The 26,724-nt window shown below is 70.0% G+C and carries 22 protein-coding genes; 16 read left to right on the top strand and 6 right to left on the bottom strand.

Features of this window, described 5'->3' with window-relative positions; all coding sequences use genetic code 11:
* Positions 1-44: 44 nt before the first annotated feature.
* Together QO011_RS23225 and QO011_RS23220 are read right to left on the bottom strand one after the other, a co-directional pair.
* Positions 45-1,772, bottom strand: coding sequence for a pilus assembly protein TadG-related protein (locus QO011_RS23225; protein ID WP_307277151.1), 1,728 nt, complete (start codon positions 1,770-1,772; stop codon positions 45-47).
* 4 nt (positions 1,773-1,776) lie between these two features.
* Positions 1,777-2,214, bottom strand: coding sequence for a TadE family protein (locus QO011_RS23220; RefSeq protein WP_307277148.1), 438 nt, complete (start codon positions 2,212-2,214; stop codon positions 1,777-1,779).
* A gap of 427 nt (positions 2,215-2,641) precedes the next feature.
* Here QO011_RS23220 and QO011_RS23215 point away from each other — a divergent pair, with 427 nt between their 5' ends.
* A complete protein-coding gene (locus QO011_RS23215) occupies positions 2,642-3,334 on the top strand; it encodes a helix-turn-helix transcriptional regulator (protein ID WP_307277146.1) in 693 nt (230 codons plus the stop codon).
* Here the strand turns inward: QO011_RS23215 and QO011_RS23210 are convergent.
* Together QO011_RS23210 and QO011_RS23205 are read right to left on the bottom strand one after the other, a co-directional pair.
* A complete protein-coding gene (locus QO011_RS23210; RefSeq protein WP_307277143.1) occupies positions 3,331-4,041 on the bottom strand; it encodes a B3/B4 domain-containing protein in 711 nt (236 codons plus the stop codon). The genes QO011_RS23215 and QO011_RS23210 overlap by 4 nt on opposite strands.
* 26 nt (positions 4,042-4,067) lie before the next feature.
* The gene (locus QO011_RS23205) at positions 4,068-4,769 is read right to left on the bottom strand and encodes a fatty acid desaturase CarF family protein (RefSeq protein ID WP_307277140.1); all 702 of its coding nucleotides are present in this window, start codon (positions 4,767-4,769) and stop codon (positions 4,068-4,070) included.
* A 172-nt stretch (positions 4,770-4,941) separates the two neighbouring features.
* On the opposite strand from QO011_RS23205, the gene QO011_RS23200 reads away from it, so the two are divergent.
* Positions 4,942-6,102 carry an FtsW/RodA/SpoVE family cell cycle protein gene (locus tag QO011_RS23200; RefSeq protein ID WP_307277137.1) on the top strand — a complete coding sequence of 387 codons (1,161 nt, stop codon included), beginning with the start codon at positions 4,942-4,944 and terminating at the stop codon, positions 6,100-6,102.
* Complete coding sequence (gene murG / locus QO011_RS23195; protein WP_307277135.1) at positions 6,099-7,190, top strand: undecaprenyldiphospho-muramoylpentapeptide beta-N-acetylglucosaminyltransferase; 1,092 nt, start codon at positions 6,099-6,101, stop codon at positions 7,188-7,190. The genes QO011_RS23200 and murG overlap by 4 nt, the downstream gene beginning before the upstream one ends.
* Before the next feature lie 28 nt (positions 7,191-7,218).
* Here murG and QO011_RS23190 read toward each other — a convergent pair whose 3' ends face one another.
* Positions 7,219-8,100 (bottom strand): hypothetical protein, encoded by an 882-nt coding sequence (locus QO011_RS23190; protein ID WP_307277132.1) that lies wholly within the window; start codon positions 8,098-8,100, stop codon positions 7,219-7,221.
* A 167-nt stretch (positions 8,101-8,267) separates the two neighbouring features.
* Between QO011_RS23190 and murC the strand changes: the two genes are divergently transcribed.
* From murC to QO011_RS23125, 13 genes are all read left to right on the top strand, one after another.
* On the top strand, positions 8,268-9,671 hold the full coding sequence (murC, locus tag QO011_RS23185; protein ID WP_307277130.1) for a UDP-N-acetylmuramate--L-alanine ligase: 1,404 nt from the start codon (positions 8,268-8,270) through the stop codon (positions 9,669-9,671).
* A 7-nt stretch (positions 9,672-9,678) separates the two neighbouring features.
* Positions 9,679-10,074 carry an acyl-CoA thioesterase gene (locus QO011_RS23180; RefSeq protein WP_307277127.1) on the top strand — a complete coding sequence of 132 codons (396 nt, stop codon included), beginning with the start codon at positions 9,679-9,681 and terminating at the stop codon, positions 10,072-10,074.
* A gap of 25 nt (positions 10,075-10,099) precedes the next feature.
* Complete coding sequence (gene murB, locus QO011_RS23175) at positions 10,100-11,017, top strand: UDP-N-acetylmuramate dehydrogenase (RefSeq protein WP_307277124.1); 918 nt, start codon at positions 10,100-10,102, stop codon at positions 11,015-11,017.
* A gap of 250 nt (positions 11,018-11,267) precedes the next feature.
* A complete protein-coding gene (locus tag QO011_RS23170) occupies positions 11,268-12,167 on the top strand; it encodes a cell division protein FtsQ/DivIB (protein ID WP_307277121.1) in 900 nt (299 codons plus the stop codon).
* Positions 12,164-13,492 (top strand): cell division protein FtsA, encoded by a 1,329-nt coding sequence (gene ftsA / locus QO011_RS23165; protein ID WP_307277118.1) that lies wholly within the window; start codon positions 12,164-12,166, stop codon positions 13,490-13,492. The genes QO011_RS23170 and ftsA overlap by 4 nt, the downstream gene beginning before the upstream one ends.
* Positions 13,493-13,610: 118 nt before the next feature.
* On the top strand, positions 13,611-15,287 hold the full coding sequence (ftsZ, locus tag QO011_RS23160; RefSeq protein WP_307277116.1) for a cell division protein FtsZ: 1,677 nt from the start codon (positions 13,611-13,613) through the stop codon (positions 15,285-15,287).
* 300 nt (positions 15,288-15,587) lie between these two features.
* Positions 15,588-16,535: a UDP-3-O-acyl-N-acetylglucosamine deacetylase gene (lpxC, locus tag QO011_RS23155; protein ID WP_307277113.1), complete on the top strand. Its 948-nt coding sequence runs from the start codon at positions 15,588-15,590 to the stop codon at positions 16,533-16,535.
* A 187-nt stretch (positions 16,536-16,722) separates the two neighbouring features.
* Positions 16,723-17,592: an outer membrane protein assembly factor BamD gene (locus QO011_RS23150; RefSeq protein WP_307277110.1), complete on the top strand. Its 870-nt coding sequence runs from the start codon at positions 16,723-16,725 to the stop codon at positions 17,590-17,592.
* A 54-nt stretch (positions 17,593-17,646) separates the two neighbouring features.
* Positions 17,647-19,320: a DNA repair protein RecN gene (gene recN, locus QO011_RS23145; RefSeq protein WP_307277107.1), complete on the top strand. Its 1,674-nt coding sequence runs from the start codon at positions 17,647-17,649 to the stop codon at positions 19,318-19,320.
* A gap of 455 nt (positions 19,321-19,775) precedes the next feature.
* The gene (locus tag QO011_RS23140) at positions 19,776-20,426 is read left to right on the top strand and encodes a PadR family transcriptional regulator (protein WP_307277105.1); all 651 of its coding nucleotides are present in this window, start codon (positions 19,776-19,778) and stop codon (positions 20,424-20,426) included.
* Positions 20,427-20,707: 281 nt separating this feature from the next.
* On the top strand, positions 20,708-20,998 hold the full coding sequence (locus QO011_RS23135) for an SWIB/MDM2 domain-containing protein (RefSeq protein WP_307277102.1): 291 nt from the start codon (positions 20,708-20,710) through the stop codon (positions 20,996-20,998).
* Between the two features lie 200 nt (positions 20,999-21,198).
* Positions 21,199-23,334: an NAD-dependent DNA ligase LigA gene (gene ligA / locus QO011_RS23130; protein WP_307277100.1), complete on the top strand. Its 2,136-nt coding sequence runs from the start codon at positions 21,199-21,201 to the stop codon at positions 23,332-23,334.
* Between the two features lie 59 nt (positions 23,335-23,393).
* Complete coding sequence (locus QO011_RS23125; protein WP_307277097.1) at positions 23,394-24,242, top strand: AraC family transcriptional regulator; 849 nt, start codon at positions 23,394-23,396, stop codon at positions 24,240-24,242.
* Between the two features lie 66 nt (positions 24,243-24,308).
* On the opposite strand, the gene QO011_RS23120 is transcribed toward QO011_RS23125, so the two are convergent.
* Positions 24,309-26,675: a glycoside hydrolase family 31 protein gene (locus QO011_RS23120; protein ID WP_307277093.1), complete on the bottom strand. Its 2,367-nt coding sequence runs from the start codon at positions 26,673-26,675 to the stop codon at positions 24,309-24,311.
* Positions 26,676-26,724 lie beyond the last annotated feature (49 nt).

Below are 26,724 nucleotides of genomic sequence, written 5' to 3'. Positions count from 1 at the left end.
AGCAGGCTGGCGCGGTGCGGCAATCCGCGCCAGCCCGATCGGGTCTACATCACCAGGCGGGCCTGGCCGCAATTGGCGGCCAGCAGCTGGAGGTCGGCCTGGCCGAGGCCGAGGCCGAGGGTCTGCAGGACATTGCTGACCAGGCCGTCGACCGGGCTGATCAGCGTGGCCAGGGTCTGGGTCAGGGTCTGGAGGATCGGCTGCACCAGGAGCTGGGCGGCGGCGGCGAGCAGCCCGAGCGGATCAAGCCCGAGAACGGTGAGCGAGGGCGTCAGCTGCAGGTTGCCGAGCAGCGAGGTGACCAGGCTGCCGATCAGGCCGGTCGAGGTGATGGTCTGGATCGTGCCGGCGGTGATGTCGGCGGAGGTGAAGGTGACGTTCTTGTTGGCGGGGCTGCCGACCACAACGTAGGCATAGGCCCCGATATTGAGCGCGACCGCGCCGCTGAGCAGGCTGACGGTGACGAGGTTCGCCGGGGTGGCCGCGGGATCGGAGGTGAAGTTCGTCATCTGCGAGGCGGGGATGTTGGCGATCCAGGCCTTGGCCACGCCCGACTGCGCCGCGACCGTCACGGTGGCTCCGCCGTTCGCCTGCGTCACGTCGCAGGTCATGGAAGCGATGGTGGCCTGCGCCGTCGCCACCTCGATATAGACCGGCACCTGGATCTGCAGGCCGAGCAGCGCGCCCGCCGTGCCGCCGACGGTGGCCTTGACCAGGAGGCGGATCTGGGCGGTGCGCACCATGGTGCCCACCGGACCGGTCGACAGCCATTGCGGGCGCTCGCCGACCGTCATGGTGACGGTGGTGTTGAGCAGGCCGGGGATGGTGGCGCCGAGATTGAAGGCGAGCTGGTTCTGGCCGTTGGAGGCGAGAAGCGATTCCTGGATGAGGTTGAGCACGCCGACGGAGATCACGTTCGAGGCCCCGCCGATCGCAGCATTGCCGATCGAGCCGAGATTGATGGTCTGGGCGAGGGTGACCTTGGCCGTGGTTCCCGCCTGGTAGCCGAGGGTCGACAGGGCGAGCTGGGCGGCGAGGCTGAGGCCCGGATTGGCGGTGACGATGGCGTTGGCGAGCTGGCCGACGGTGACGTTGCTGTTGAGGATCTGGTTGTAGGTGCCGGCCGTCAGGTTGATGTTGCTGCCGAGCGCCGACAGCGTCTTCAGGAGGTCGATATTGGCGCTGGCCAGCGAGTTGTAGTCGACGAGCTGCAGCGAGATGCTCGAGCCGGTGAGCGAGGAGAGCATCGAGTTCAGCACGCCGCCATTGAGGCTGAGCAGGCGCGAGCCGATGCTGATCGTCGCCTCGTTGCTGAGGGCGGCGACGCCGATGGCCGTGAGATGGACGCTGCCGCTCGGCGAATAGGCGCGGCCGAAGATCATCGGCACGTCGCGCTGCAGCGTGATTTGGGCGGCGTTGGCACCGGCGTTCGAGGACAGAGGCGAGAAGCGCTGGGCGATGGGCTGGGTCGAATCATAGGTGCCCCACACCAGGGTCGAGGTCGTGGTGGTGGGCAGGCCGTTGCTCGCGACGGTCTGCGACACCGCCGCGGTGGCGCGGCTCGGCGAACGGATGGCGGCGATGGCGGCGAGGTCGGCGCCCGCCTGCAGCTGGCGCTTGGCCAGGTAGAAGCTCGCGAGGTCGACGACCACGGCGCCGCAGGCGATGCACACCACCATGAAGATGGCCGACAGGATCAGGATGGAGCCGCGCTCGTCGCGGGCGAAGCGCCGGGCCGTCGGGCCCGCGAGGCGACGCAGGAGATGGGTCATGGCGTCACACTCCGGCATCGATGGCGCTCACGCGGGTGATCAGCCCGCTCGGGGCCGGCACCAGCTTGGCCAGGGGCCAGACCGCCAGGTAGCTCGGATCGTAGGTGACGGTGACCTGCACCGAGCCGGTGGATTGGCTGACCTGGACGGTGACGCCCTGGGGATTGAGCAGCGAGAACGCGGCGATGTCGCTGGTGGCCCGCGCCTGGGCCAGGCTGGCGCGCTCCGTGTCGGTCACGCCGGCGACCGATGCCCGCGCCGCGTCCGCCGCGATCTGCTGGACCATGTGGACCGCGCCGAAATAGCTGCCGTAGAACAGGATGCCGACCATAAAGAGCAGGAAGATCGGCGCCACGAAGGCGAATTCCACCGCGGCGGTGCCGCTGTCTTCACGTCCTGCGCGGATCGCAGGCCCGCATTTCCACTGCCCTGCGCGTGCCATCTGCTGGACTCCTGCACATGCAACTTGCGCGATCGTCAGTCCCGCATCCCTGCGTCGACTGGTCTTCCTGAACGAGATTTAACCTTCCGGCGCCATACAATATCAACGTATACTATGGGCCTGAGTTCGGCTTCTCGAGCAACTTATGCCGTGAATATGCAATAGAATTGCTTTTTTTCATAGTTTCATGTTTCCTAAAGGTAGCATATGGTTAAATCTTGCTACATATTCTTGTTTGATCTGCATCTTGTATGAGTTCTATACAGACAAGTATATTGGTTTTATATGTATCCTGCGCTCTTGGTTGTATATGCATTCGTGGCGAGCGGCCGCGGATTCCCCGCATCGGGGCGGTCGGCACGGCGCATCGCAGCTGACAGCCCCTGTCAGCAGGGACGTGCCAGCATGGCGCATACCCGGAGGCGGCATGCGAAGGACGACGCGCCTGTTCGAGATCATTCAGCTCCTGCGCGCGGCCCGCAGGCCGCTGACGGCCGACGCGCTGGCCGAGACGCTGGAGGTCGCCCGGCGGACGATCTATCGCGACATCGCCTCGCTGCAGGCGATCTCGGTGCCGATCCACGGCGAGGCCGGCATCGGCTATGTCATGCGCGCCGGCTACGACCTGCCGCCGCTGATGCTGACCGTCGAGGAGGTCGAGGCCCTCGCGGTGGCGCTCAGCCTGCTGGCGCGCACCGGCGACAGCGGCCTCAGGGAGGCGGCCGGCACGCTGCAGGGCAAGATCGCCGGCGTGCTGCCGCGCGAGGCCCGCCGGCCGATCGAGGCGCCGAGCCTCCACGTCTCGCCCTGGGGGGCGGCGGCGCCCGCGGGGGTCGATCTCGGGCTGGTGCGGCGCGCGATCCGCGACGAGCGCAAGCTGGCCATCGCCTATGCCGACGAGGCCGGGCGGCAGACGCGGCGCACCGTGCTGCCGGTCGCGGTGATCTACTATGTCGAGGTCACCGCCATCGCCGCCTGGTGCGAGCTGCGCCAGGCGTTCCGCCATTTCCGCGCCGACCGCATCCGCGCCTGCTCCCTGCTCGATGCCGACTTCCACGGCCGCGGCGCGGCCCTGCGGACGGCCTGGTCGGCCGAGCGCGGCGGGGTTCCCGGCCCCTAATCCCCGATCGTCACCGCCGGCGCATCACGGTCCGCCACGGCCATGGCGACGCGCCCGCCGCAATGGGTCGCGACCAGGGCCGACAGATCCGCCGCGGCGGCCTCGACGTCGCCCCAGCCGTTCGACTGGATGGTGACCAGCGCCCGCCGGGTCCGGGGCGTGATGGCCGAGCGCAGGTCCTGGCGCCAGTTCCAGCGGCGACAGAGCACGTGGCGCGTATCGGCCAGCACGACCTCGCCGGGCTTGGGCGGATCCTCGGCGTCCTCGCCGGCTTCCGCCCCCATGTCGAGAAAGCTGTCGCCCGGCTCGCTGAAGCGGAAGGCGACGGGCAGGGCGATGCGGTCGAGATCGTCGGCGCCGACGCACAGGACGTGGCGCAGCGATACCGCGTTGTAGGCGTCGACGAAGGCGTTGACCGCCGGCAGCCGGTCGCCGGCGGTGACGCGCTTGACCAGGCGCTCGACCGAGGAGCGGTAGCTGGTCTTCTTGATGCCGAAGCCCTTGTAGGCCGCCCGCCAGGCCGCGACCCCGGGGATGGCGGAGAGCTCCAGGCCGCCATGGTCGCGGCGGCACGCGGTCTCGCGGCGGGCGATTTCGGCCTCGAGCTCGGCCGGGCGCCCCGCCGGCAGGCGCAGGCCCTCGGCGATCAGGACGACGACGCGGAAATCCGGAAAGCGCTCGACGAGGGCGGCGATGGTCAGCGTCACGGGCAGAGGCGATCTCCGAAAGGCCGTCAGGTCGGCTCGAGACCGTCCTCCTTCAGGATATGTCGCCGCAGGAGAAAGCGGAAGATGACGTTGACCAGCGGGTTCGACCAGCCGTTGATGACGCTGAAGTCCCGTTCCAGCGTGGTGTGGTGCACCGCGTGCGCGGCAGGCGTCATCAACAGGCCGATCCGCCGCAGGAAGAGGATGAACCAGGGATTCTTCTCCCGGTGCAGGGAGCCGTGGAAATATTGGCTGAGGCTGCCGGCGACGATCAGGACGATCGCTCCGGCGACAAGCCAATTGGGAACATGCCAGATCAGGCAGGCCGCATTCAGCTCGACGGAAAAGGGCAGGGACAGGACGATCACCGTCGACCTCACCTGGTAGATCAGCTTGCGCCGCCCCAGGACTTCCGGTCGCGGATGATGAAACTTGAAGTCGAAGGCGAGACGGTCGATGGGCCCGACGCGGGCGAGGGCCTGTTTCCTCAAGGTGTGATAATGCTCGGAATCGTGCGACCCCTTGTAGAAGTAGACGTCGGCCAGGCCGCTGCCCGGCGGGACCGGACGATAATCCATGTACATGTGGATGAGGCCGGACAGGAGGTCGGCCAGATACCAGGCGGCGACCGCCGCCAGGGGCATGCGCCAGTCCAGCGGCCCGCCGAGCCAGATGAAATTGGCGGCGAAGGACACGAGAAAAGCGAGCAGCGCCAGGCGCATCTTCATCGGGCGTGACAGCCTCAGCCGGCCCCACGGGTTCAGGCCGTCGGCACGCTAATGCCGGGACGGACGGGTGGTCAAGCTGTTCCGGCCCGATCGGCGGTCGGCGCTTAACCCTTCCTAAACCCTAACGGAGTCACCACTGGACCGGTCAAATTCCTGCCGGCAGACCCGCATCATGGCCTCACGCGCCGAACGATCGGCCTTCAACGAGTGGTGGTGGACCGTCGACCGGCTGATGCTGGTGGCCCTGCTCGCCCTGATGTTCATCGGCGTGGTGCTGCTGCTGGCAGCCAGCCCCGCGGTCGCCGAGCGCATCGGCATCCAGGACATCTTCCACTTCGTCAACCGCCAGGCGATCTTCATCCCGCCCGCTATCGCCGTCATGGTCGGCATGTCGTTCCTGTCGCCGCCGGCGATCCGGCGCGTCTCGCTGGTAGTGTTCCTGATCGCGACGGGCCTGGTGATGGCGACGCTGCTGTTCGGCGTCGAGGTCAAGGGCTCGCGCCGCTGGATCTTCGGCATCCAGCCCTCCGAGTTCCTCAAGCCCGCCTTCGTCGTGCTCGCCGCCTGGCTGTTCTCCGAGAGCGTCAAGCGCCGCGACGTGCCGGGCAACATCCTCGCCATCCTGCTGCTCGGCTCCTCCGCCGCGCTTCTGATCCTGCAGCCCGACTTCGGCCAGACCATGCTGCTCTCCATCGTCTGGTGCGCGCTGTTCTTCATGGCCGGGCTGCACTGGTTCTGGGTGATCGGCCTCGGCGGGGCCGGCGTGGTCGGCATCGCCGCCGCCTATGTGCTGATCCCGCACGTCACCGCGCGCATCGACAAGTTCCTCAACCCGGACGGCACCGACAATTTCCAGGTGGAGACCGCGATGGAGGCGTTCCAGAGCGGCGGCTGGCTCGGCAAGGGGCCGGGCGAGGGCACGGTCAAGCGCATCCTGCCCGACAGCCATACCGACTTCATCGGCGCGGTCACGGCCGAGGAGTTCGGCATCCTGTTCTGCATGGCGCTGGTGGCGATCTTCGCCTTCGTGGTTCTGCGCGGCCTCTGGCACGCCTACAAGCTGGAGGATCCGTTCTGCCGCTTCGCCACCGCCGGGTTGACGCTGCTGTTCGGCCTGCAGTCCTCGATCAACCTGATGGTGAACCTGCACATGATGCCGGCCAAGGGCATGACGCTGCCCTTCATCTCCTATGGCGGCTCCTCGCTGATCGCCGTCGCCTATGCCATGGGCATGGTGCTGGCGCTGACCCGCCGCCGGCCGCGCTCGGACGTGCTGGCCCAGACCTGGCGCTTCCGCGAACGCGAGGACGAGCTCGCGGCGGAGGCGGCGTGAGCGAGAAGATCGTCCTGCTCTGCGCCGGGGGCACCGGCGGCCACCTGTTCCCGGCGGAGGCCCTGGCCGGCGCGCTGGCGCGATACGGCTGGGGCGTGGAGCTGGCCACCGACGAGCGCGGCGCGCCCTATACCGGCTCGTTCCCGGCGCGGAAGATCCATGCGATTCCCGCCGAGACCGTGCGCTCGCGCTCGCCGCTCGCCATGGCCAACACCGCCTGGAAGCTGGGCAGCGGCGCCCTGGCCGCCTGGCGCATGCTCGGCCGCAGCCGGCCGGCCGTGGTGGTCGGCTTCGGCGGCTACCCCACCGTGCCGCCGCTGATCGCCGCGACCTGGCGCAAGATCCCGACGCTGATCCACGAGCAGAACGCGGTGATGGGCCGGGCCAACCGCCTGCTCGCTGGCCGCGTCACCCGCATCGCCACCGGCTTTCCCGAGGTGGCCATGGTCGAGGCTTCGGCCCGGGCCAAGCTCGTCCATACCGGCAACCCGGTGCGTGCCGCGGTGATCGAAGCGGCCAAGCTGCCCTATCCCGGCTTCGACGGCCGGCTGCGCCTGCTCGTGCTCGGCGGCAGCCAAGGCGCCAGGGTGATGTCGGATGTCGTACCGGACGCCATCGGCCGGCTCGACCCCACCCTCCGCGCCCGGCTTTCCATCGTGCAACAGGCGCGCAGGGAAGACCTGGCTCGGGTGCGGCAGACCTATGCCGACCTCGGCATCGACGCCGAGATCGAGGCCTTCTTCAAGGACCTGCCGGCGCACATGGCCGCAGCGCACCTGGTGGTGTCGCGCGGCGGCGCCTCGACCGTGGCCGAGCTCGCCGCGATCGGCCGCCCGTCGATCCTGGTGCCGCTGCCGGGCGCCCTCGATCAGGACCAGGCGGCGAACGCCCGGTCGCTGGCCGGCACTGGTGGGGCCAAGCTGGTGATGCAGACGGAGTTCACCCCGGACAACCTGGCGGGCGACCTCGCGGCCATGCTCGGCGATCCGGCCGGCCTGGCGCGGGCCGCCGCAGCCGCTCGCAGCGCCGGTTCCCCCGACGCGGCCGGGCGGCTGGCGGCGCTGGTCGTCGATCTCGCGGGGGGATGAGCTGCGGCGCGGTTCCGCCGGCGGCGATCTATCGGGAGTGTTCCCGCCGGATCGGAGAGGGAGCCATGGCTGGATCGACCAGATGGATGACCTCACCCATGGGAAAGCCGAATATTCGCTCGAATTTCTCGGCTCCCAGCAACTGGGCAGCTTCGTCCAGCAGTTGCTGATTGCGGGCATTCAGCGCAGCCGCACCCGGAGAGGTCCGTCCCGGCCAGCGCTGGGCGACGAATTGCTGGGATTCCCCGCGCAATGACAGAAGCCTCCCCAGCAGGTCGGGCTCGTCCCGGAGCACCGAGCGGGCGACAGCTTCGAACTCGTCGGCTGTGGTCATGGCTGCGCCTCCTTGGCCGGCGCCCGGCGGGCTGTCATCCGTTCCTTGAAGCGACGCGCCGCCCGCCGCGTAAGGATATTGGCTGGCGCCGCCGACCCGGCTGCCGCAATGCGCCGTCCGCGCGGTCCAGGCCGATGGCTGGAGGCCATAAGTCCCGTAGAGAAACGCACTGGCGACATATCCACGCGCCATCCTGACGGTCAAGGCAGCGGCACTTCCAGTGCCGGTTGCATAGAGGACCTGATTGGCCAATTGATGGCAGACCCCATCCACACCATAGACGAAGATGGTGCCCCGCGCTGCAGGGATGGTGCCGCAATCGGCATTGGAGGTGACCAGGCATCTGGCGAGACTCGGAGATCCCTTCTGCTGCCCGAGGCTGCCTGTTGGGCTCGCCGGCGTGCGCCCGCTGGCATGGAACGCCCCCCAGCAGAACCAGCAGTCCTGTTTCGCGGCGGCGACGGCGCCCGCCGTCGGATAGGCGTGGACGCGATTGTCGTAGCTTGTGACCCACGTGTGATCGACCGGCGCACCCGGAACAGCGGCAGGCGTTGCCCACGCAAAGAGGGTCGGCATCGCTGCTCCGGGTTTGCTCGCCCCAAGGATGGTTGAAGAGTCATCTTCCCCAACGTCATATCGGGCAATGCCCCTGTCAAGGCTCGACAAGCCGCTGCCATTTCCCCCGGTCGCAATCTTGCGATATCAACCGGCAAACGCCCCCCGGCGAATCGAGACCCGTTTCCATGAAGCTGCCCCGCGAGATCGGCCCCATCCACTTCGTCGGCATCGGCGGCATCGGCATGTCGGGCATCGCCGAGGTGCTGGTCAATCTCGGCTATACCGTGCAGGGCTCGGACGCGGCGGACAACACCAACGTCAGGCGCCTGAAGGACAAGGGCGTCCGGACCTTCGTCGGCCATGCCGGCGAGAACCTCGGCGATGCCGAGGTGGTGGTCGTCTCCACCGCGATCAAGCGCGACAATCCCGAGCTCCTCGCCGCCCGCGAGCGCCGCCTGCCGGTGGTGCGGCGGGCCGAGATGCTGGCCGAGCTGATGCGCCTGAAGACCTGTGTCGCCATCGCCGGCACCCATGGCAAGACCACGACGACCTCGCTGGTGGCCACGCTCCTCGACACCGGCGGCTTCGACCCGACGGTGATCAACGGCGGCATCATCAACGCCTATGGCACCAATGCCCGCCTCGGCGCCGGCGACTGGATGGTGGTTGAGGCCGACGAGAGCGACGGCACCTTCCTGAAGCTGCCGACGGACGTGGCCATCGTCACCAATATCGACCCCGAGCACCTCGACCATTTCAAGACCTTCGATGCGATCAAGGAGGCCTTCCGCGCCTTCGTCGAGAACATCCCGTTCTACGGCTTCGCGGTGATGTGCCTCGACCATCCCGTGGTCCAGAGCCTGGTCGGCACCATCGAGGACCGGCGCGTCGTCACCTATGGCGAGAACCCGCAGGCCGATGTCCGCCTCGTCGACCTCGACCTCTCCGGCGGGCGCTCCCGCTTCAAGATCGTGGTGCGCGACCGCAAGACCGGGGCGGTGACCGAGCTGCCGGACCTCGGCCTGCCCATGCCGGGCGGCCACAACGCCCTCAACGCCACGGCCGCGGTGGCGGTGGCCCACACGCTCGGCATGAGCGCCGAGGCGATCCGCAAGGGCCTGGAGAGCTTCGGCGGCGTCAAGCGGCGCTTCACCCGCACCGGCGACTGGAACGGCGTCGCCGTGTTCGACGATTACGGCCACCATCCCGTCGAGATCGCCGCCGTGCTCAAGGCGGCTCGGGCCTCGACCACGGGCAAGGTCATCGCCGTGGTGCAGCCGCACCGCTACAGCCGCCTCGCCAGCCTGTTCGACGAGTTCTGCGGCTGCTTCAACGATGCCGACATGGTGATCGTCGCCGACGTCTACCCGGCCGGCGAGGCGCCGATCCCGGGCGCGGACCGGGCGCATCTCATCGCCGGCATCCGTGCCCGCGGCCATCGCCAGGTCGTCGGCCTCGACCGGCCGGGAGCGCTGGCTGGCCTGATTGCCGCCGAGGCCAGGCCCGGCGACTACGTGGTGCTCCTCGGCGCCGGCAACATCACCCAATGGGCCTATGCGCTGCCGGGAGAGCTGGCGGCGCTGGGATGAGATGGCGATGAGCGGGCAGGGGGATGCCATGCCGCCGGACGAGGCGCCCGTCATCCGCACCATCGCCATGCCGGCGGACACCAACCCGGCCGGCGACATCTTCGGCGGCTGGCTGATGGCGCATATGGACCTGGCGGCCGGCAACATCGCCACCCGCCGGGCGCGCGGCCGCACCGTGACCGTCGCCGTCGACGGCATGGCCTTCCTCAAGCCGGTGCTGGTCGGCGACGAGGTCAGCTTCTACGGCCGCATCGTCGAGACCGGGCGCACCTCGATGAAGATCGAGATCGAGGCCTGGCGCCGGCGGCGCGAGGAGGACGTGAGCTCCCGGGTGACGGCGGCGGTGTTCACCTTCGTGGCCATCGGCGCGGACCGCCGCCCGCGGGCGCTGCCCGAATCCTGAGGGCTGCCCCGATGAGGACCATGCCATGACCTTCCCGGACATCACCCCCTTCCTGCGCGCCGGGGCGGCCGGGCTGCGCGGTCCGCTCGAGGCCAATGCGCCGCTGGCGCCGCTCTCCTGGTTCCGCACCGGCGGGCCGGCGCAGGTCCTGTTCTCGCCCGAGGACGAGGCCGACCTCTCCCTGTTCATGGCCGCCCTGCCCGCCGACGTTCCCTGGCTGGTGATCGGCCTCGGCTCCAACCTCCTGGTGCGCGACGGCGGCGTGCCGGGCGTGGTCATCCGCCTCGGCAGGGGCTTCCAGGACATCGCGGCCGACGGCCTGGCCGTGTCGGCCGGCGCCGGCGCGCCCGACGTCAAGGTGGCGCGGGCGGCGGCGGAGGCCGGCATCCGGGGCCTGGCTTTCCTGCGCGGCATTCCCGGCGCCGTCGGCGGGGCGCTGCGGATGAACGGCGGGGCCTATGGCGGCGAGGTCAAGGATGTGTTCGTCTCGGCCCGCGCCGTGGCGCGCGACGGGCGGGTGGTGACGCTCGGCCCGGCCGAGATGGCCTTCGCCTATCGCCGCTGCGGCGCGCCGGCCGATCTCGTCTTCACCCAGGCGCGCTTTGCCGGCTCGGCGGGGGACCCGGCCGAGATCCTGGCCGAGATGCAGAAGATCACCGAGCAGCGCTCCGCCACCCAGCCGGTCAACACCCGCACCGGCGGCTCGACCTTCAAGAACCCGCCCGGCCGCTCGGCCTGGCAGCTGGTCGACGGGGCGGGGTGCCGGGGTCTGACGATCGGCGCGGCGCAGGTCTCGCCGCTCCACACCAATTTCCTGGTCAATCTCGGCGGGGCGACCGCGGCCGATATCGAGACACTCGGCGAGACCGTGCGCGAGCGGGTCAAGGCGACCAGCGGGGTGGAGCTGGAGTGGGAGATCAAGCGGGTGGGTGTGCCTGTCTGAGACACATCCGTCGCCTGGAGGCCGTCCGGCCGGCGCGGCGTAGGCAATTTCTCAACAATGGTTAACGAAATTTGTGGGCGCGCCGGGGGTGTTTACCCGAAAGAGTAACCGATTGTTTACCGCCATGTCGGAAAGCTAGCGTTAATGGGTCGTGAAGCAGATCGGTCGGATTGACGCTTTCCGGACTCAGACACCCCGCGTGATCGGCTTTCGCCGATCATCGCGCCGACGAGCGCCGGTCCGAAGCCCCATGCCGAGACTGTCCCTTCTGACCTCGTCGCGACCTGCGGAGCCCGAGCCGGATCCGCGGGCGCGGCGCCGCCGCTCCTGGCTGGCGCGGCGGCTGGCCCATCCGCCGCGCGGTGTCGGCGTGGTCCTGGCGCTCGCCCTCATCGGCGCCACGGGCTATTACGGCGGCCAGCTCGGCGGCGGCTGGCAGCGCATGGTCGCGGCCTATGGCACGCCGGCCGACATGATCGCCAATGCCTGCGGCTTCCGCATCGACACCGTCGCCATCACCGGCCAGCGCGAGCTCACCGATCAGGAGATCCTCGGCGCGGCGGGGGTGACCAATGTCTCCTCGCTGCTGTTCCTCGACGCCGAGGCGGCGCGCGAGCGGCTGCAGGCCCTGCCGCTGGTCAAGACCGCCACGGTGCACAAGCTCTATCCCGACACGCTGTCGCTCTCCATCGAGGAGCGGCAGCCCTATGGGCTCTGGCAGAAGGACGGGGCCATCAAGGTGATCTCGGCCGACGGCACGCCGATCGACGACCTGCGCGACGGCCGCTTCAGCCGGCTGCCCTTCCTGGTCGGGGACGGGGCCAACGTGCGCGCCAAGGAGATCGCCGCCGTGCTCGACCAGGTGCCGGCGCTCAAGGCCCGGGTGCGGGCTGCGGTGCTGGTGGCCGAGCGGCGCTGGAACCTCGCCCTCGACAACGGCGTGCTGATCCGCCTGCCCGAGGAGGATCCGGCCAAGGCGCTCGCCGCGCTGGCGGGGCTGGAGGCGCAGGCCAAGGTGCTGGAGAAGGACGTGCTCATCGCCGATCTGCGCATGCCCGACCGTGTCGCCTTCCGCCTCAGCGAGGATGCCGCCGCCGCCCGCGCCGCCATGCTGGCCAAGCGTCCGAAGAAGAAGGCAGATCCGGTATGAGTCGTCCCTTCGATAGCGGTCTGACCCCGCGGCTGAAGCCGTTGCCGCCCAAGCGCACGGCGGTGCTGTCGATCCTCGACATCGGCACCAACAAGGTCGTGTGCCTGATCGCCAAGCTGCGGCCGCTGGAAGGCGCGGACCTGCTTCCCGGCCGCACCCACCAGGCCCAGATCCTCGGCATCGGCCACCAGCGCGCGCGCGGCGTCAAGGCCGGCGCCGTGGTCGACATGGACCTCGCCGAGCTGTCGATCCGCCAGGCGGTGGATGCCGCCGAGCGCATGGCCGGGGTGCGGGTCGATTCGGTGATCGTCAACCTGTCCTGCGGGCGCATCGCCAGCACCCATTATTCCGCCACGGTCCAGGTCGCCGGCCACCAGGTCGCCGACGGCGACATCCACCGCGTGCTCGACGTCGGCGCCAGCCATTCCGGCCGGGACCGGCGCGCCGTGATCCATTCGCTGCCGATCGAGCACACGCTCGACGGGGTGCGCGGCATCCGCGACCCGCGCGGCATGCTCGGGCGCATCCTCGGCGTCGACATGCACGTGGTCACCACCGAGGGCACGCCGGCGCGCAACCTGATGCTGGCGATCGAGCGCTGCCATCTCGGCGTCGAGGCCATGGTGGCGACCCCCTATGCCGCGGGGCTCTCCGCCCTGGTGGACGACGAATCCGAGCTCGGCGCCACCGTCATCGACATGGGCGCGGGCACCACCTCGGTCGCCGTGTTCTCCAACCGGCATTTCGTGCATGCGGACGCGCTGGCGGTCGGCGGCGCCCACGTGACCATGGACGTGGCGCGGGGCCTGTCGACGCGCCTGTCGGAGGCGGAGCGGCTGAAGGTGCTCTACGGCGCCACCATCGCCAGCCCCTCGGACGACCGCGAGACCATCGCCGTGCCGCCGGTCAGCGACGACGACCGCGAGGGGCCGCACCAGGTGCCGCGCTCCAAGCTGGTGCGCATCATCCGTCCGCGGATCGAGGAGATCCTGGAGCTGGTGCGCGATCGCCTGAAGGCGTCGGGCGCCTGGGCCGAGGCCGGTCGCCGGGTCGTGCTGACGGGCGGGGCCTGCCAGCTCACCGGCATCCCCGACCTCGCCCGCAAGATCCTCGACCGGCAGGTGCGCGTCGGGCGCCCTCTCGGGGTCACGGGACTGCCGGAGGCGGCCAAGGGGCCGGCCTTCTCGGTTTCGGTCGGGCTCCTGGTCTATCCGCAGGTGGCGGGCGTCGAGCATTTCGAACCGCAGTCGTTCGGCCGGGGGCTCGCCACCGGCACGGACGGCTACATGTCCCGCGTGGGGCGCTGGCTGAAGGACAGTTTCTGAATTCGCTTCGCAAATCAGGACGTTTCTGATTCTGCTGGGCAGGGGTAACGGCCTTCGGGCCTCGTGTAGGACTTAACGGAGGGGGCGCGGCTTCGCGCTTTCGATCAAGAGGCAAGCCATGACCATCAACCTCAAGATGCCTGACATCCGGGAGCTCAAGCCGCGGATCACCGTGTTCGGGGTCGGCGGCGCCGGCGGCAACGCCGTGAACAACATGATCGAGGCCGGATTGCAGGGCGTCGATTTCGTCGTGGCCAACACCGATGCCCAGGCGCTGACGCTCTCCAAGGCCGACCGCATCGTGCAGATGGGCGTGCAGGTCACCGAGGGCCTCGGCGCCGGCTCGCAGCCCGAGGTCGGACGCGCCGCCGCCGAGGAAGTGATCGACGAGATCCGCGACCACCTCAACGGCGTGCACATGGTGTTCGTCACCGCCGGCATGGGCGGCGGCACCGGCACCGGCGCCGCACCGGTCATCGCCCGCGTCGCCCGCGAGGTCGGCATCCTCACCGTCGGCGTGGTGACCAAGCCCTTCCATTTCGAGGGCCTTCGCCGCATGCGCATTGCCGAATCCGGCATCGCCGAGCTGCAGAAGAGCGTCGACACGCTGATCGTCATCCCCAACCAGAACCTGTTCCGGGTGGCGAACGACAAGACCACCTTCGCCGATGCCTTCGCCATGGCCGACCAGGTGCTCTATTCCGGCGTCGCCTCGATCACCGACCTGATGGTCAAGCCCGGCCTGATCAACCTCGACTTCGCCGACGTGCGCGCCGTGATGCGCGAGATGGGCAAGGCGATGATGGGCACGGGCGAGGCGTCCGGCGACCGGCGCTCGATCCTCGCCGCCGAGGCGGCGATCGCCAACCCGCTGCTCGACGACGTGTCGATGAAGGGCGCGCGCGGCCTCCTGATCTCGATCACCGGCGGCCCCGACATGATGCTCTACGAGCTCGACGAGGCGGCGACCCGCATCCGCGAGGAGGTCGACCCGGAAGCCAACATCATCCTCGGCGCCACGCAGGATCCGGCGCTGGAAGGCATCATGCGCGTGTCGGTCGTCGCCACCGGCATCGATTCGTCGCTGCTGCAGCAGGCCTCCCCCTCGCAGAACGACCTGCGCCTCGCCGAGATGACCTCGCGCCTGCGCCAACAGAGCGCCGCTGCCGAGCGGCCGCAGCCGGCAGCGCGCCCGGCCCCGGCCGCGCCGGTCCAGCCGGTCGAGGTGCCGGTCGAGGCGATGGAGCCGCAGCCGATCCTGGCCGAGACCAACGACGTCACGCTCCGCTCGATGGCCCCCAAGCCGACCCTGTTCATCGAGCCGGTGATGGAGGAGCAGCGGGCGCCCGAGGCGCATCTGCCGCCGGAGCCCCATGCCTTCGTGCCGCCGACGCCGGAGCGGGCGGCGGTGCGCCCGCCGCGCATGCCGCGCATCGAGGAGCTGCCGATGCCGGCCCAGGCCCAGATCGCCGCGCAGCGCTCCGATGAGCAGATCGCCCCGCAGCCGGACCGCAAGCGCATGACGCTGCTGCAGCGCCTCGCGTCCGTCGGCCTCGGCCGGCAGGAAGCGCCGGAAGAGGCACCGCGCCCGGCCGAGCCGCGCGTGGCGCCGGCGGCGCCACAGCCGCGGGTCGTCGCCGATGCCGGCCGCCGTCCGGCCGCGCCCCATGCCGGCCCGGGCTATCGCCCGGCGCAGGGCCAGCTCGATTCGCACGGGCGGCCGCCGGCGCCGGTCCGCTCCATCGAGGACGACCAGCTGGAGATCCCGGCTTTCCTGCGCCGCCATTCCAACTGAGCGTCGGGAGCGCCCCCAAGAGCTCGGCCCGGACATCAGGTCCGGGCCGTATTGTTTTGAAACCCTTCACGAATCGGGGATAGGCTGATCCGGACATTTTGATGTTACAGACCGTAACAAAGGGTGATTTGGCTTCCGCGTGCCAGTCTGCTTAGTGTGCGATGCATACAGAGGCTCCAGTCCCCCCGTGTGATTCTGCGGGTGGCAAGGGGCCCTCGGGGTCAAACAGGTATCAGGTCGCTACGCGGGTTCGAGAGAACTCTCCGCCGGGTCCGGCGGAGTGGCCTGTGGAATGTGCACATGAAATACGGCTCGCAGACCACACTCAAAGATCACGTTTCCCTCGAAGGGATCGGGGTCCATTCCGGCAAGCCGGTTTCGATCACGTTGCACCCAGCCGAGCCCGATACCGGCATCATCTTCCAGCGCACCCATCTCGAAGGCGGCCGCGAGCGCGAGATTCCCGCCCTGCACGGCTCGGTCATCGACACGCGGCTGTGCACGGTGATCGGCGACCCGGCGCGTGGCTCGGTCGGCACGATCGAGCATCTGATGGCGGCCCTGCGCGGCATGGGCATCGACAACGTCCTCGTCGAGATCGACGGGCCGGAAATGCCGATCATGGACGGGTCCTCGCGGGCCTTCGTCGCGGCGATCGACCAGGTCGGCGTCGAGACGTTGCGCGTCCGCCGCCGCCTGATCCGCGTGCTGAAGCCCGTGCGCGTCGATCTCGGCCGGGCCTGGGCGGAGCTGCTCCCCGCCGAGCGCGGCTTCCAGCTCGACGTCGAGATCGATTTCGATACGCCGCTGATCGGCCGCCAGCGCAAGGTGCTGGACCTGACGCCCGAGACGTTCCGCAAGGAGCTCAGCGGCGCGCGCACCTTCGGCTTCGTCAAGGACGTAGAGCAGCTCTGGAAGCTGGGCCTCGCCCTCGGGTCCTCGCTCGACAACTCGGTGGCGCTCGGCGAGGATCGGGTGCTCAACCCGGAGGGCCTGCGCTATCCCGACGAGTTCGCGCGCCACAAGATGCTGGACGCGGTCGGCGATCTCGCCCTGGCGGGCGCCCCCCTGATCGGCCGCTTCCGCTCCTATTGCGGCGGGCATCGGCTGAACTTCATGGTGCTGGAGGCGCTGTTCGCCGCCGACGCGAACTGGACGATTCTCGACCAGCCGGTGCGGCGCGAGACCGGCCATGCCGAGCTGTCGGCGGGCCTGGCCGTGGCGGCCTTCGCTCCCGACACCAACTGAGCGGACGGCGGCGCGGGCGCCGCCATGCTTTCGCCGCGGTTGTCTTGCCGCAATGACACAGCGGTCCCGAAAGGGTGGCGGTCCGGGATCGACGCGGTGGCAATCGGTCGATCGATCCGCTACAAGATCGCACCTGATCTGGCCGCGCCGAAGGGCGGGCCGCTCCGTTTGTCGAGGACCGTGTTCGATGCCGCTGCGTTCCGTTCCCACGCCCCGCTCCACCATGGCCCGGCTGGCGATTCGTGCCGCCGCCATCGTGTGCCTGGCGATGCCGCTCGGCGCCTGCTCGCTGTTCGGCGACGATGACGTGACCTACAAGACGCAGCCGACCGACCCGGCGGACCTGCTCTACAACCAGGGCCTCGTGGCGCTGAAGGACCGCGACTTCACCAAGGCGACCAAGCGTTTCGAGCAGGTCGACCGCGAGTATCCCCAGACGGAATGGTCGAAGAAGGCCATCCTGATGACCGCCTATTCGAACTACGAGGCGGCCAAGTACGACGACGCCATCACCGCGGCGCAGCGCTACGTCAACCTCTATCCGCAGAGCCCCGACGCCGCCTACGCCGCCTATCTCTACGCCAGCTCCAACTATGCCCAGATCCCGGACATCACCCGCGACCAGCAGCGCACCCTGAAGGCGCTCGACGGATTCCAGGAGATCGTCAAGCGCTGGCCGACCTCCGAATATGCCGACGACGCCAAGTACAAGATCCAGGTGACGCGCGACCAGCTCGCCGGCAAGGAGATGGAGATCGGCCGCTTCTATCTCAACCAGAACAACCCGTCCGCCGCGGCCAACCGCTTCAAGGTCGTGCTGCAGCAGTTCCAGCAGACCCGCCACGTCGAGGAAGCGCTGAGCCGCCTGACCGAATGCTACATGGCGCTCGGCGTGCCGAGCGAGGCGCAGACCGCCGCGGCGATCCTCGGCCACAACTACCCCGACAGCCAGTGGTACAAGGACGCCTACACCCTGGTGCAGTCGCACGGCCTGGAGCCGCGCGAGGACGAGGGATCCTGGATCAGCAAGGCCTTCAAGAACGTCATCACGATGTGATTCGGCCCCGGCGAGGGCTGAGACAAAGGCCTCCGTCGCGCTATAAGGCTGGGCATGCTCGTTCAGCTCGCCATCCGCGACATCGTCCTGATCGACCGGCTCGATCTCGCCTTCGCCACCGGCCTGACGGTGCTGACCGGCGAGACCGGCGCCGGCAAGTCGATTCTGCTCGACGCCTTTTCCCTGGCGCTCGGCGGGCGCGGCGACGGCGGCCTGGTGCGCCACGGCCAGCCGCAGGGGCAGGTGACGGCGGTGTTCGACTTGGCCGCCGGCCACGCCGCCCGGGCGGTGCTGCGCGCCAATGACATCGCCGACGACGGCGACCTGATCCTGCGACGGGTGCAGATGGCGGACGGACGCACGCGCGCCTTCGTCAACGACCAGCCGGTGAGCGTGCAGGTGCTGCGTGCCACCGGCGCGGCGCTGGTGGAGATCCACGGCCAGCACGACGATCGGGCGCTGACCGACGCGGCCTCGCACCGGGCGCTGCTCGACGCCTTCGGCGGGCTGGAGGGGCTCGCCGCCGACGTGGCCGGCCGCCATGGCGCCTGGCGCCGGGCGACGCAGACCCTGGCCCAGCATCGCGCCCGCATGGAGAAGGCCCGGGCCGAGGGCGACTGGCTGCGCCATGCGGTGGAGGAACTGTCGAAGCTGGCGGTGCGGCCGGGCGAGGAGCTCGTCCTGGCGGAGCGGCGCACCGGCATGATGCAGGCGGAGAAGATCGCCGTCGACCTGAAGGAGGCGCACGAGGGGGTGGCGGGATCGGCTTCGCCGACACCGGGCCTGGCGAGCGTCATTCGCCGGCTGGAGCGGCGCGGCGCGCAGGTGCCGCGCCTGGTCGAACCGGCGATCGCGGCGCTGGACCAGGCCTTGAACGCGCTGGAGGAGGCGCGCATCGCCCTGGAGACGGCGCTGGGCGAAGCGAATTTCGACCCCGCCGAGCTCGAACGCGTCGAGGAACGGCTTTTCGCGCTCCGGGCGGCGGCGCGCAAGTTCGACGTCGCCGTCGATGGCCTGCCGGTGCTCGCCCAGCGCTATGCCGGGGAGCTGGCGGCGCTCGACGAGGGCGAGGGGCATCTCTCGGCGCTGGAGACGGCGGAGAGGGCGGCGCGGCAGAGCTACGAGGCGGCGGCGCAGGAGCTTTCGGCCCGTCGTCACGCGGCTGCGCAGGCGCTCGATGCCGCCGTCAATGCCGAGCTGCCGCCGCTGAAGCTCGACCGCGCCCGCTTCACCACGCAGCTGCAGTCCGACAAGGCCTTCGCCGCGCCGGAAGGCTTCGATCGCGCCGAGTTCTGGGTGCAGACCAATCCGGGCACGCGCCCCGGCCCGATGATGAAGGTCGCCTCGGGCGGCGAGCTGTCGCGTTTCATGCTGGCGCTGAAGGTGGCGCTGGCCGACCGCGGCTCGGCGCCGACGCTGGTGTTCGACGAGATCGATTCGGGGGTCGGCGGCGCGGTGGCGGACGCCATCGGCCTGCGCCTGGCGCGGCTGGCCGAGCGGGTGCAGGTGGTCAACGTCACCCATGCGCCGCAGGTGGCGGCACGGGCGGCCTCGCACTTCCTGATCTCGAAGGAAGCGCAAGCCGCCGGCGAAGCCGAGCGCGTGGCGACGCGCGTCGTCGCGCTCGATGCCCCCCGCCGCCGCGAGGAGATCGCCCGCATGCTCGCCGGCGCCCATGTCACCGACGAGGCCCGCGCCGCCGCCGACCGCCTGCTGCAGGCGCGCTGACCGCGCCGGGGGCAGATCGGGCCGGGGGCTGGCCGGCGTTCTTCCTGCACGGACGGTGCGCGTGGACGGGCGGAACAAGCCCACCCATGACGGTCAAGCCTGCGGCCCCGTCTCCTTGTCATCCTCAACGGTTTCGTCATGGCCGGGCTTGACCCGGCCTTCCACGCGCACGCGACTTCGACCGGGAGGGCGCGACGACGGCAGGCGCCTTTTACTGTACGCCCGGTGGTCGCGTGGATGGGCGGGTCAAGCCCGCCCGTGACGGTTGCGGGTGGGGCGATCGTCGCCATTCCTGCCGCAACCGTCCCGTCATCGCCGGGCTTGACGCCGTCGTTGGGTTTCATGCCGCAAGCGCTCGGTCATGTCCGGGCCTCGTTCTCATTTCCGTCTTGACGCGGTATATCTTTCGATATATCTAAAGATCGTATCCAACGATGATATGAAAGGACTATCTGATGTTTGGACGTTTTCACGAGCGACTTCACGAGCGCCACCATGCGCGGCATCATGGCGGGCCCTGGGGCGGACGCGGGGCCGAGCGCGACTGCTCGCCCGGCGGTCGCTGGGGCCGCGGCGATTTCGAGGGCGAGGGGCCCGGCGGCTTCGGCCCGCGCGGCGGCTGGTTCGGCGGCCGGGGCGGGCGGGTCTTCGCCCATGGCGACCTCAGGCTGGTGCTGCTCGCCCTGATCGGTGAGAAGCCGAGCCATGGCTACGAGCTGATCCGCGCCATCGAGGACAAGTTCGCCGGCGCCTATGCGCCGAGCCCGGGCGCAGTCTACCCGACGCTGACGCTCCTGGAGGAGCAGGACTATATCCGCAGCGAGACGGCGGGCGGCGCCAAGAAGCTCTACACCATCACCGAGGCGGGCCAGGCCTATCTCAAGGAGAACGAGGTGGCGGTGCGCGGCGTCCTGTCCCGCATGGACCTCGCCGCCAGCGCCTTCGCCAGCCACTCGACGCCGGAGACGGTGAGGGAGGCCTTCCGCACCCTGCGCCAGGCCCTGCACATGCGGCGCGGGCCGTGGACCGCAGCCGAGGCAGAGCGGGTGCGGGCGCTGATCGAGAAGGCGGCGCGCGACATCGTCGGCGGAGGCGGCGAGGCTTGAGCCGCGCCGTTTCAGCCGGGGCGAAGGGGGCGTGCCCTGCGACCGAGACGATGGGAATCGCACGGCTTCGGACGACGCAATGGTCTGATCAATCGACCCCGCCGGTCGCCTCGGCCGGCGGCGCAGCCCCGTTCCTGCCGAAAACCGGGAAAAACATCGTCCACGGGCACGATTTTCCGGCGGCGAGCATTGACGAGCCCCCCGTTCCACGGAGCAATGGCGCGCTATGGGCGCGGCGAGTCGTCAAAGCGGCTCGCCCCCTTGGTTCAAGGAGAAGATCTATGGCGAAAGCTGCGACCAAGACGGAGGCTGCCAAGGCTCCGCGCAAACCCAACCCGGCCCTGCTCAAGCCGCTGAAGCCGTCGGCGGAGCTCGCCGCCATCGTCGGCGCCGCGCCGTTGCCGCGTCCCGAGGTGGTCAGCAAGGTCTGGGACTATATCAAGCAGCACAAGCTGCAGAACCCCAGCAACAAGCGCGAGATCCTCGCCGATGCCAAGCTCGAGAAGGTGTTCGGCAAGAAGTCGACCACCATGTTCGAGCTGAACAAGTTCCTGGCGGCCCACCTCTCGTAAGCGGGTCGTTTCGAACGCTGCCCGCCTCCCGCCCCGGGGCAGCCGGATCTTCCGGCTAACCCGCCGACAGGCCGTCCCGGCAAATCCGGGACCGGGGCAGGGGGCGGCAGGCACGGCGGGCTCGCCGCCGTGCCGGACCGGGGCTTTTGGATGGCTTCCAAGGCGTGCTAAGCGATGGCCGTGACAAGCCGGCCAGCCCCATGACCACCCAGCCCGACAAGCCCATCGACACTTTGACGGCCGACGAGGCCACAGCCGAGCACGAGGCGCTCGGCCGGGCGATCGCCGAGGCCGACCGCCTCTATCACGGCGAGGATGCGCCGGTTCTCTCCGACGCCGAGTACGACGCGCTGCGCCGCCGCTACAATGAGATCGAGGCGCGCTTTCCCGAGCTCAAGACGGCCGAGAGCCTCTCCAACAAGGTCGGAGCGGCCCCGTCCGAGAAATTCGCCAAGGTGCGCCACCGCGTGCCGATGCTCTCGCTCGACAACAGTTTTTCCGACGAGGACGTCGTCGAGTTCGTCGCCCGCGTCCGCCGCTTCCTGGCCTGGCCCGAGGGCGAGCCGCTCGCCATCACCGCCGAGCCGAAGATCGACGGCCTGTCCTGCTCGCTGCGCTACGAGCAGGGGCGCCTCGTCGTCGCCGCGACCCGCGGCGACGGCGCCGAGGGCGAGGACGTCACCGCCAATGTCCGCACCATCGCCGACGTGCCGCAGGTGCTGAAGGGCGAGGCGCCCGCCGTGTTCGAGGTGCGCGGCGAGGTCTATATGCGCCATGCCGACTTCGCCGGAATGAACGAGCGCCAGGCGGCGGCGGGCAAGGCTCTCTTCGCCAACCCGCGCAACGCCGCCGCCGGCTCGCTGCGCCAGCTCGATGCCAGCATCACCGCCAGCCGGCCGCTGCATTTCTTCGCCTATGCCTGGGGCGACCACAGCGCGCTGCCCGCGCGCACGCAATATGAGGTGGTGCAGACCTTCGGCGCGTGGGGCTTCGCCATCAACCCCTTGATGGTGCGCTGCGCCGGCGCCGAGGAGCTCCTGGCGCATTACCGCCGGATCGAGGGAATGCGCGCCACGCTCGGCTACGACATCGACGGCGTGGTCTACAAGGTCGACCGCCTCGACCTGCAGCAGCGCCTCGGCTTCGTCTCGCGCTCGCCGCGCTGGGCGACGGCGCACAAGTTCCCGGCCGAGAAGGCGACCACCATCCTGCAGGGCATCGAGATCCAGGTCGGGCGCACCGGGGCGCTGACGCCCGTGGCCAAGCTGCAGCCGGTGACGGTGGGCGGCGTGGTGGTGTCCAACGCCACGCTGCACAACGAGGACGAGATCAAGCGCAAGGGCATCCGGATCGGTGACACGGTGATCGTGCAGCGCGCCGGCGACGTCATCCCGCAGGTCCTCGGATATATCGAGGAGAGGAGGCCGACGGGCACCGTCGACTACGAGTTTCCGAAGGTCTGCCCCTGTCCGTTGAAGACGCCGACGAAGCGCGAGGTGACGGCGTCGGGCGAGGAAGGGGTGGTGTGGCGCTGCTCCGGAGAGTTCGCCTGTCCGTACCAGAAGGTGGAGCACCTCCGGCATTTCGTCTCGCGGCGCGCCTTCGACATCGAGGGGCTCGGCGAAAAGCAGATCGCCCTGTTCTTCCAGGACGAGGACCTGCCGATCCGCGAGCCAGCCGACATCTTCACCCTGGCCGAGCGCGACGCCGCCAACCTCAAGAAGCTCAAGGACAAGGAGGGCTTCGGCGAAACCTCGTCGAAGAACCTGTTCGCGGCGATCGAGGCACGGCGGGAGATCGCGCTGGAGCGCTTCCTCTACGCGCTCGGCATGCGCCATGTCGGCGAGACCACGGCCCGCCAGCTGGCGCGCGCCTATGGCAGCTGGGACGCGTTCGCGGCGGCGGCGGCGCGCATCGCCGAGGGCGACGCCGAGGCCGGCGCCGAGATGGACGCCATCGACCAGATCGGCGAGACCGTGGTGGCGGCGGTCAAGGCCTATTTCGGCGAAGAGCACAACCAGGCGATCGTCGAGCGGCTGACGCGGCAGGTCACCATCCTCGACGCGGAACGGCCGCGGGCCGAAAGCCCGGTGGCGGGCAAGACCGTGGTGTTCACGGGGTCGCTGGTCCGTCTCAGCCGCGACGAGGCCAAGGCAATGGCCGACCGGCTCGGCGCCAAGATCTCCGGCTCGGTGTCGAAGAAGACCGACCTGGTGGTGGCGGGGCCGGGCGCCGGCTCCAAGCTCGACAAGGCCCGCGAGTTCGGCGTCGAGGTCATCGACGAGGACGAATGGTTCCGCCGGGTCGGGGAGGGCGGCGACGCCGCGGCCGGGTGAGGCCGCGCAACTTTCGTCCAAGCACGGGTCCCCGCATCGCGCTATAAGGGGCGATGCTCGTGTCCAACGCTTTCACCACGCTGGAGGGCGCCATCGCGCGCGGCGAAGCCGTGCGATTCTGGCGCGAGCCGCGCTATGACGGCCTGGAGTGCCTGTCCGCGACCTTCCGCACCCACCGCTATGCCCGGCATACGCACGAGACCTACGCGGTCGCCGCCGTCATCGATGGCTGCGAGACCTTCTATCATCGCGGCGCCCAGCGCTATGCCTCTACCGGGACCATGGCGGTGGTCTGCCCGGACGAGTTGCACGACGGCGAGCCGGCCGGCGCGGGCTTCGTCTATCGCACGCTCTACCCTTCCGTCGAGCTGATGCGCAGCATTGCCGAGGACGTGTTCGACCGGCCGTTCGCCGGCGTGCCGGGCTTTGCGCAGTCCGTGGTCGAGGACGCCGGGCTCTCGGCCCGCATGGCGCATCTGCACGGCGTCCTGGCCGATCCGCGGACGTCGCTCCTGCAGCGCGACACGCTGCTGCGCGGCTTCTTCGCCCAGCTGCTGTCGCGCTGGGGCGGGTTGGGCGAGATGCCGGCCGTCGGCGACGAGCGCGGCCCGGTGGCGCGGGCCAGGGCCCATCTCGACCGGCATTTTGCGCAGGATGTGACGCTGGACGATCTGGCCGCCGTCGCCCGTCTGAACCGGGCGCATCTGGTGCGCGCCTTCCGCAAGGCGACCGGCACCACGCCGCACGCCTATCTCTCCGACCGGCGCGTCCGGGCGGCGCGGCGCCTGCTGATGGCCGGGCAGGCGCCGTCCGAGGTGGCGCTCGCCTGCGGCTTCTGCGACCAGAGCCACCTCAACCGGGTGTTCAAGGCGCGGATGGGCGTGACGCCGGGGGCGTTCCGAGCGTAGGCAGCGCAGCCCGGCGACGTCAGGAGCCCGGCGATCTCCGGAGCCGGCATGGCCCTGCTTCGAAGCTCAGCCCGGTCCGGCAGCGGGCATCGGCTCGAGCGCCAGGGCTGACGACGACAGCAGCTGCAGGTCGCCGTGCGTGCCGATCCGCCGCACGCCGATCCGCCACGGCCGGGAGGGATCCGCGCCCTGATGCCGAGCCGAAAGCAGCAGCGTCTCGCCCGTGCGCCGTAGCTCGAACCGGACATGCAGCCCGTCGCGGCGCCACTCCGCCGTCTCTCCGTCGTCCTCGTAGAGGTCTGCGGCCGAGGCGTCGACCGGCTCGCCGAAGACCAGCACGGTCCGGTCCGGGAGGGAGGCGGCCGGCGCACCGGGGTCCGCGACGGGCACGATCGCCCCGGCCCGCGCGAACAGGGGCAGGCGCCCGAGCGGCGCGGGAACGGCGACCACCGTCCCGCCCTCGACATGGCGGCCGTCGTGCCAGTCGAACCAGCCGCCGGGATGGGCCGGCAGATAGAGGCTGCGCGTCACGGCGCCTTCGACGAGGACCGGCGCGACGAGCAGGTCCGGGCCGAGCATGAAGGCGTCGTCCACGGTGCGGGCCGCCGGATCGGCCGGAAAGTCCCAGAACAGCGGCCGCACCGCCGGCTCATGGTCGCGGCTCGCCCGCCACATCCGGGTGTAGAGATAGGGCATCAGCCGGGAGCGCAGGGCGAGGGCAGCGCGGACCTGCGGCAGCACCTCGGGATGCATCCAGGGCTGGTTGACGGTGCCGTCCGCCTTCCAGGAGTTCATCACCATGCGCGGCCACAGCGCGCAGAATTCGACGAAGCGGCAGAACAGCTCCGGGCCGGGGCTGGGGCCGTGGAAGCCGCCGACGTCGTGGCCGATGTTGAACAAGCCGGACAGGCTCATGTTGAGCCCCTGGGCCAGGTTGAAGCGCAGCGTCTTCCAGGCCGTCTCGTTGTCGCCCGTCCAGGTCTGGCCGTAGCGCGCCAGCCCGGCCGGGCCGGCGCGGCTGACGACATAGGGGCGCCTGCCCGGCGCCTGCGCGGCCTGGGTTTCGTAGGCGAGCTTGGTCATCAGCAGCGCCTGGGCCGGGCGCGCCAGGCTCTGGGCGAAGGGGCGGCCGTCGCCGGCGCAGACCGCGTCCTCGTCCCAGATCTCGAACTCGTTGTTGTCGTTCCAGATGGAGGCGACGCCGACGTCGAGCAGCGCCGACTTCAGCCCGTCCGCCCACCAGGCGCGCGCCTTCTCGTTGGTGAAGTCGATGTGGAAGCCGAGGCCGTCCCAGAACTGCGCCACCGCAGGGTCGCCGCTGCGGCCGTCCCGCACCAGGAGGCCATCGCCCCTGGCCTCGGCCAGCCGGGGGTGATCGTCGAGCAGGCAGGGCTTGACGTTCGCCACCGGGCGCATGCCGGCGGCCGCGAGCCGGGCCATGGTGGCGGCGGGATCCGGGAACTTGTCGCGGTTCCAGTGGAAGACATAGCGCCGGGCGCCGATCGAGGAATAGCCGGAGCCGAAATGGAAGCTGTCGCAGGCAATGCCGTGGCGCCGGCAGTCGGCGATGAAGGCGGAGATGCGGGCATCGGCGTCGGGAGCGTCGGCGATCGCCATCGAGGTCATGGCAAAGCCCAGCGACCAGCGCGGCGCGAAGGCCTGGCCGCCCGTCAGCCAGGAGAAGCGCCGGACGACATCGGGAATGGCCGGACCGGCGAGGACGTAATAGTCGAGATCGCCATCGTCCGCCCGGTAGGAGCGGAACGGTCCGTGGTAATTGTCGAGCGTGCAGCCGAGATCGACCGTCGCGGTGGCCGGATTGTCGTAGAACAGGCCGTGGGCGCCCTGCGGCCCGTCGACGACGAGGAAGGGCAGCATCTTGTAGAGCGGGTCGGAGAGCTCGGCGTCGAAGCCGCAGGGGTCCGTCGCGTCGATGCGGAAGCGCCGGCCGGTGCGATCGAGCGGGCCGGCCTTGTCGCCGAGCCCGTAATGCCGCTCCTCGGGATCGCGCGCCATGGCATGGGCGAGGGCGCCCGTCCGGTTGGAGAGGAAATAGGCCTGGGTCGACCGGTCGCGCAGGAAGGGGGCGGCCTCGCCCTCGCGGCGCCAGGCGATGGCGAAGGGCGCCAGCACCACCTCGGCCGTGAGCCCGGCGGCCGAGACGAGGACGCGGCCCGGCTGCTCCGTCACCGTCGTCGGCGGGTTGGCGAAACCGGAGACATCGTCGCGCGGCCGGCCGGCAAAGGGCGGCTCGGCGCCACCAGGCGCCAGCGACCAGCCGCGCTCGAGCCGATAGCCGTCCCGGCGCTGCAGCGTCACCCGGCCGATATCGCCCTCGAGGATGCGCAGCGTGAGGCTCGCGCCTTCGCCGACGTCGAAGACGGCCGCCTTGCCGTCATGGCCGCGATAGCGGCCCTGGACCAGGGCTTTCATGGCGTCGCGCTCCGGGGAGGCCGGGGCGAGGCCGGCCGTCTGTCGGGCC

It is taken from the genome of Labrys wisconsinensis (assembly GCF_030814995.1).
In the GTDB taxonomy this organism is placed as follows: domain Bacteria; phylum Pseudomonadota; class Alphaproteobacteria; order Rhizobiales; family Labraceae; genus Labrys; species Labrys wisconsinensis.
This window is presented reverse-complemented; position numbering and strand designations above follow the sequence as displayed.

Excerpts from the sequence above, each read along its gene's own strand:
- QO011_RS23225 (WP_307277151.1), bottom strand. The coding sequence starts at position 1,772 with ATGACCCATCTCCTGCGTCGCCTCGCGGGCCCGACGGCCCGGCGCTTC.
- QO011_RS23220 (WP_307277148.1), bottom strand. The coding sequence starts at position 2,214 with ATGGCACGCGCAGGGCAGTGGAAATGCGGGCCTGCGATCCGCGCAGGA.
- QO011_RS23215 (WP_307277146.1), top strand. The coding sequence starts at position 2,642 with ATGCGAAGGACGACGCGCCTGTTCGAGATCATTCAGCTCCTGCGCGCG.
- QO011_RS23205 (WP_307277140.1), bottom strand. The coding sequence starts at position 4,769 with ATGAAGATGCGCCTGGCGCTGCTCGCTTTTCTCGTGTCCTTCGCCGCC.
- QO011_RS23200 (WP_307277137.1), top strand. The coding sequence starts at position 4,942 with ATGGCCTCACGCGCCGAACGATCGGCCTTCAACGAGTGGTGGTGGACC.
- QO011_RS23190 (WP_307277132.1), bottom strand. The coding sequence starts at position 8,100 with ATGCCGACCCTCTTTGCGTGGGCAACGCCTGCCGCTGTTCCGGGTGCG.
- murC (WP_307277130.1), top strand. The coding sequence starts at position 8,268 with ATGAAGCTGCCCCGCGAGATCGGCCCCATCCACTTCGTCGGCATCGGC.
- QO011_RS23180 (WP_307277127.1), top strand. The coding sequence starts at position 9,679 with ATGAGCGGGCAGGGGGATGCCATGCCGCCGGACGAGGCGCCCGTCATC.
- murB (WP_307277124.1), top strand. The coding sequence starts at position 10,100 with ATGACCTTCCCGGACATCACCCCCTTCCTGCGCGCCGGGGCGGCCGGG.
- QO011_RS23170 (WP_307277121.1), top strand. The coding sequence starts at position 11,268 with ATGCCGAGACTGTCCCTTCTGACCTCGTCGCGACCTGCGGAGCCCGAG.
- ftsA (WP_307277118.1), top strand. The coding sequence starts at position 12,164 with ATGAGTCGTCCCTTCGATAGCGGTCTGACCCCGCGGCTGAAGCCGTTG.
- ftsZ (WP_307277116.1), top strand. The coding sequence starts at position 13,611 with ATGACCATCAACCTCAAGATGCCTGACATCCGGGAGCTCAAGCCGCGG.
- lpxC (WP_307277113.1), top strand. The coding sequence starts at position 15,588 with ATGAAATACGGCTCGCAGACCACACTCAAAGATCACGTTTCCCTCGAA.
- QO011_RS23150 (WP_307277110.1), top strand. The coding sequence starts at position 16,723 with ATGCCGCTGCGTTCCGTTCCCACGCCCCGCTCCACCATGGCCCGGCTG.
- recN (WP_307277107.1), top strand. The coding sequence starts at position 17,647 with ATGCTCGTTCAGCTCGCCATCCGCGACATCGTCCTGATCGACCGGCTC.
- QO011_RS23140 (WP_307277105.1), top strand. The coding sequence starts at position 19,776 with ATGTTTGGACGTTTTCACGAGCGACTTCACGAGCGCCACCATGCGCGG.
- QO011_RS23135 (WP_307277102.1), top strand. The coding sequence starts at position 20,708 with ATGGCGAAAGCTGCGACCAAGACGGAGGCTGCCAAGGCTCCGCGCAAA.
- ligA (WP_307277100.1), top strand. The coding sequence starts at position 21,199 with ATGACCACCCAGCCCGACAAGCCCATCGACACTTTGACGGCCGACGAG.
- QO011_RS23120 (WP_307277093.1), bottom strand. The coding sequence starts at position 26,675 with ATGAAAGCCCTGGTCCAGGGCCGCTATCGCGGCCATGACGGCAAGGCG.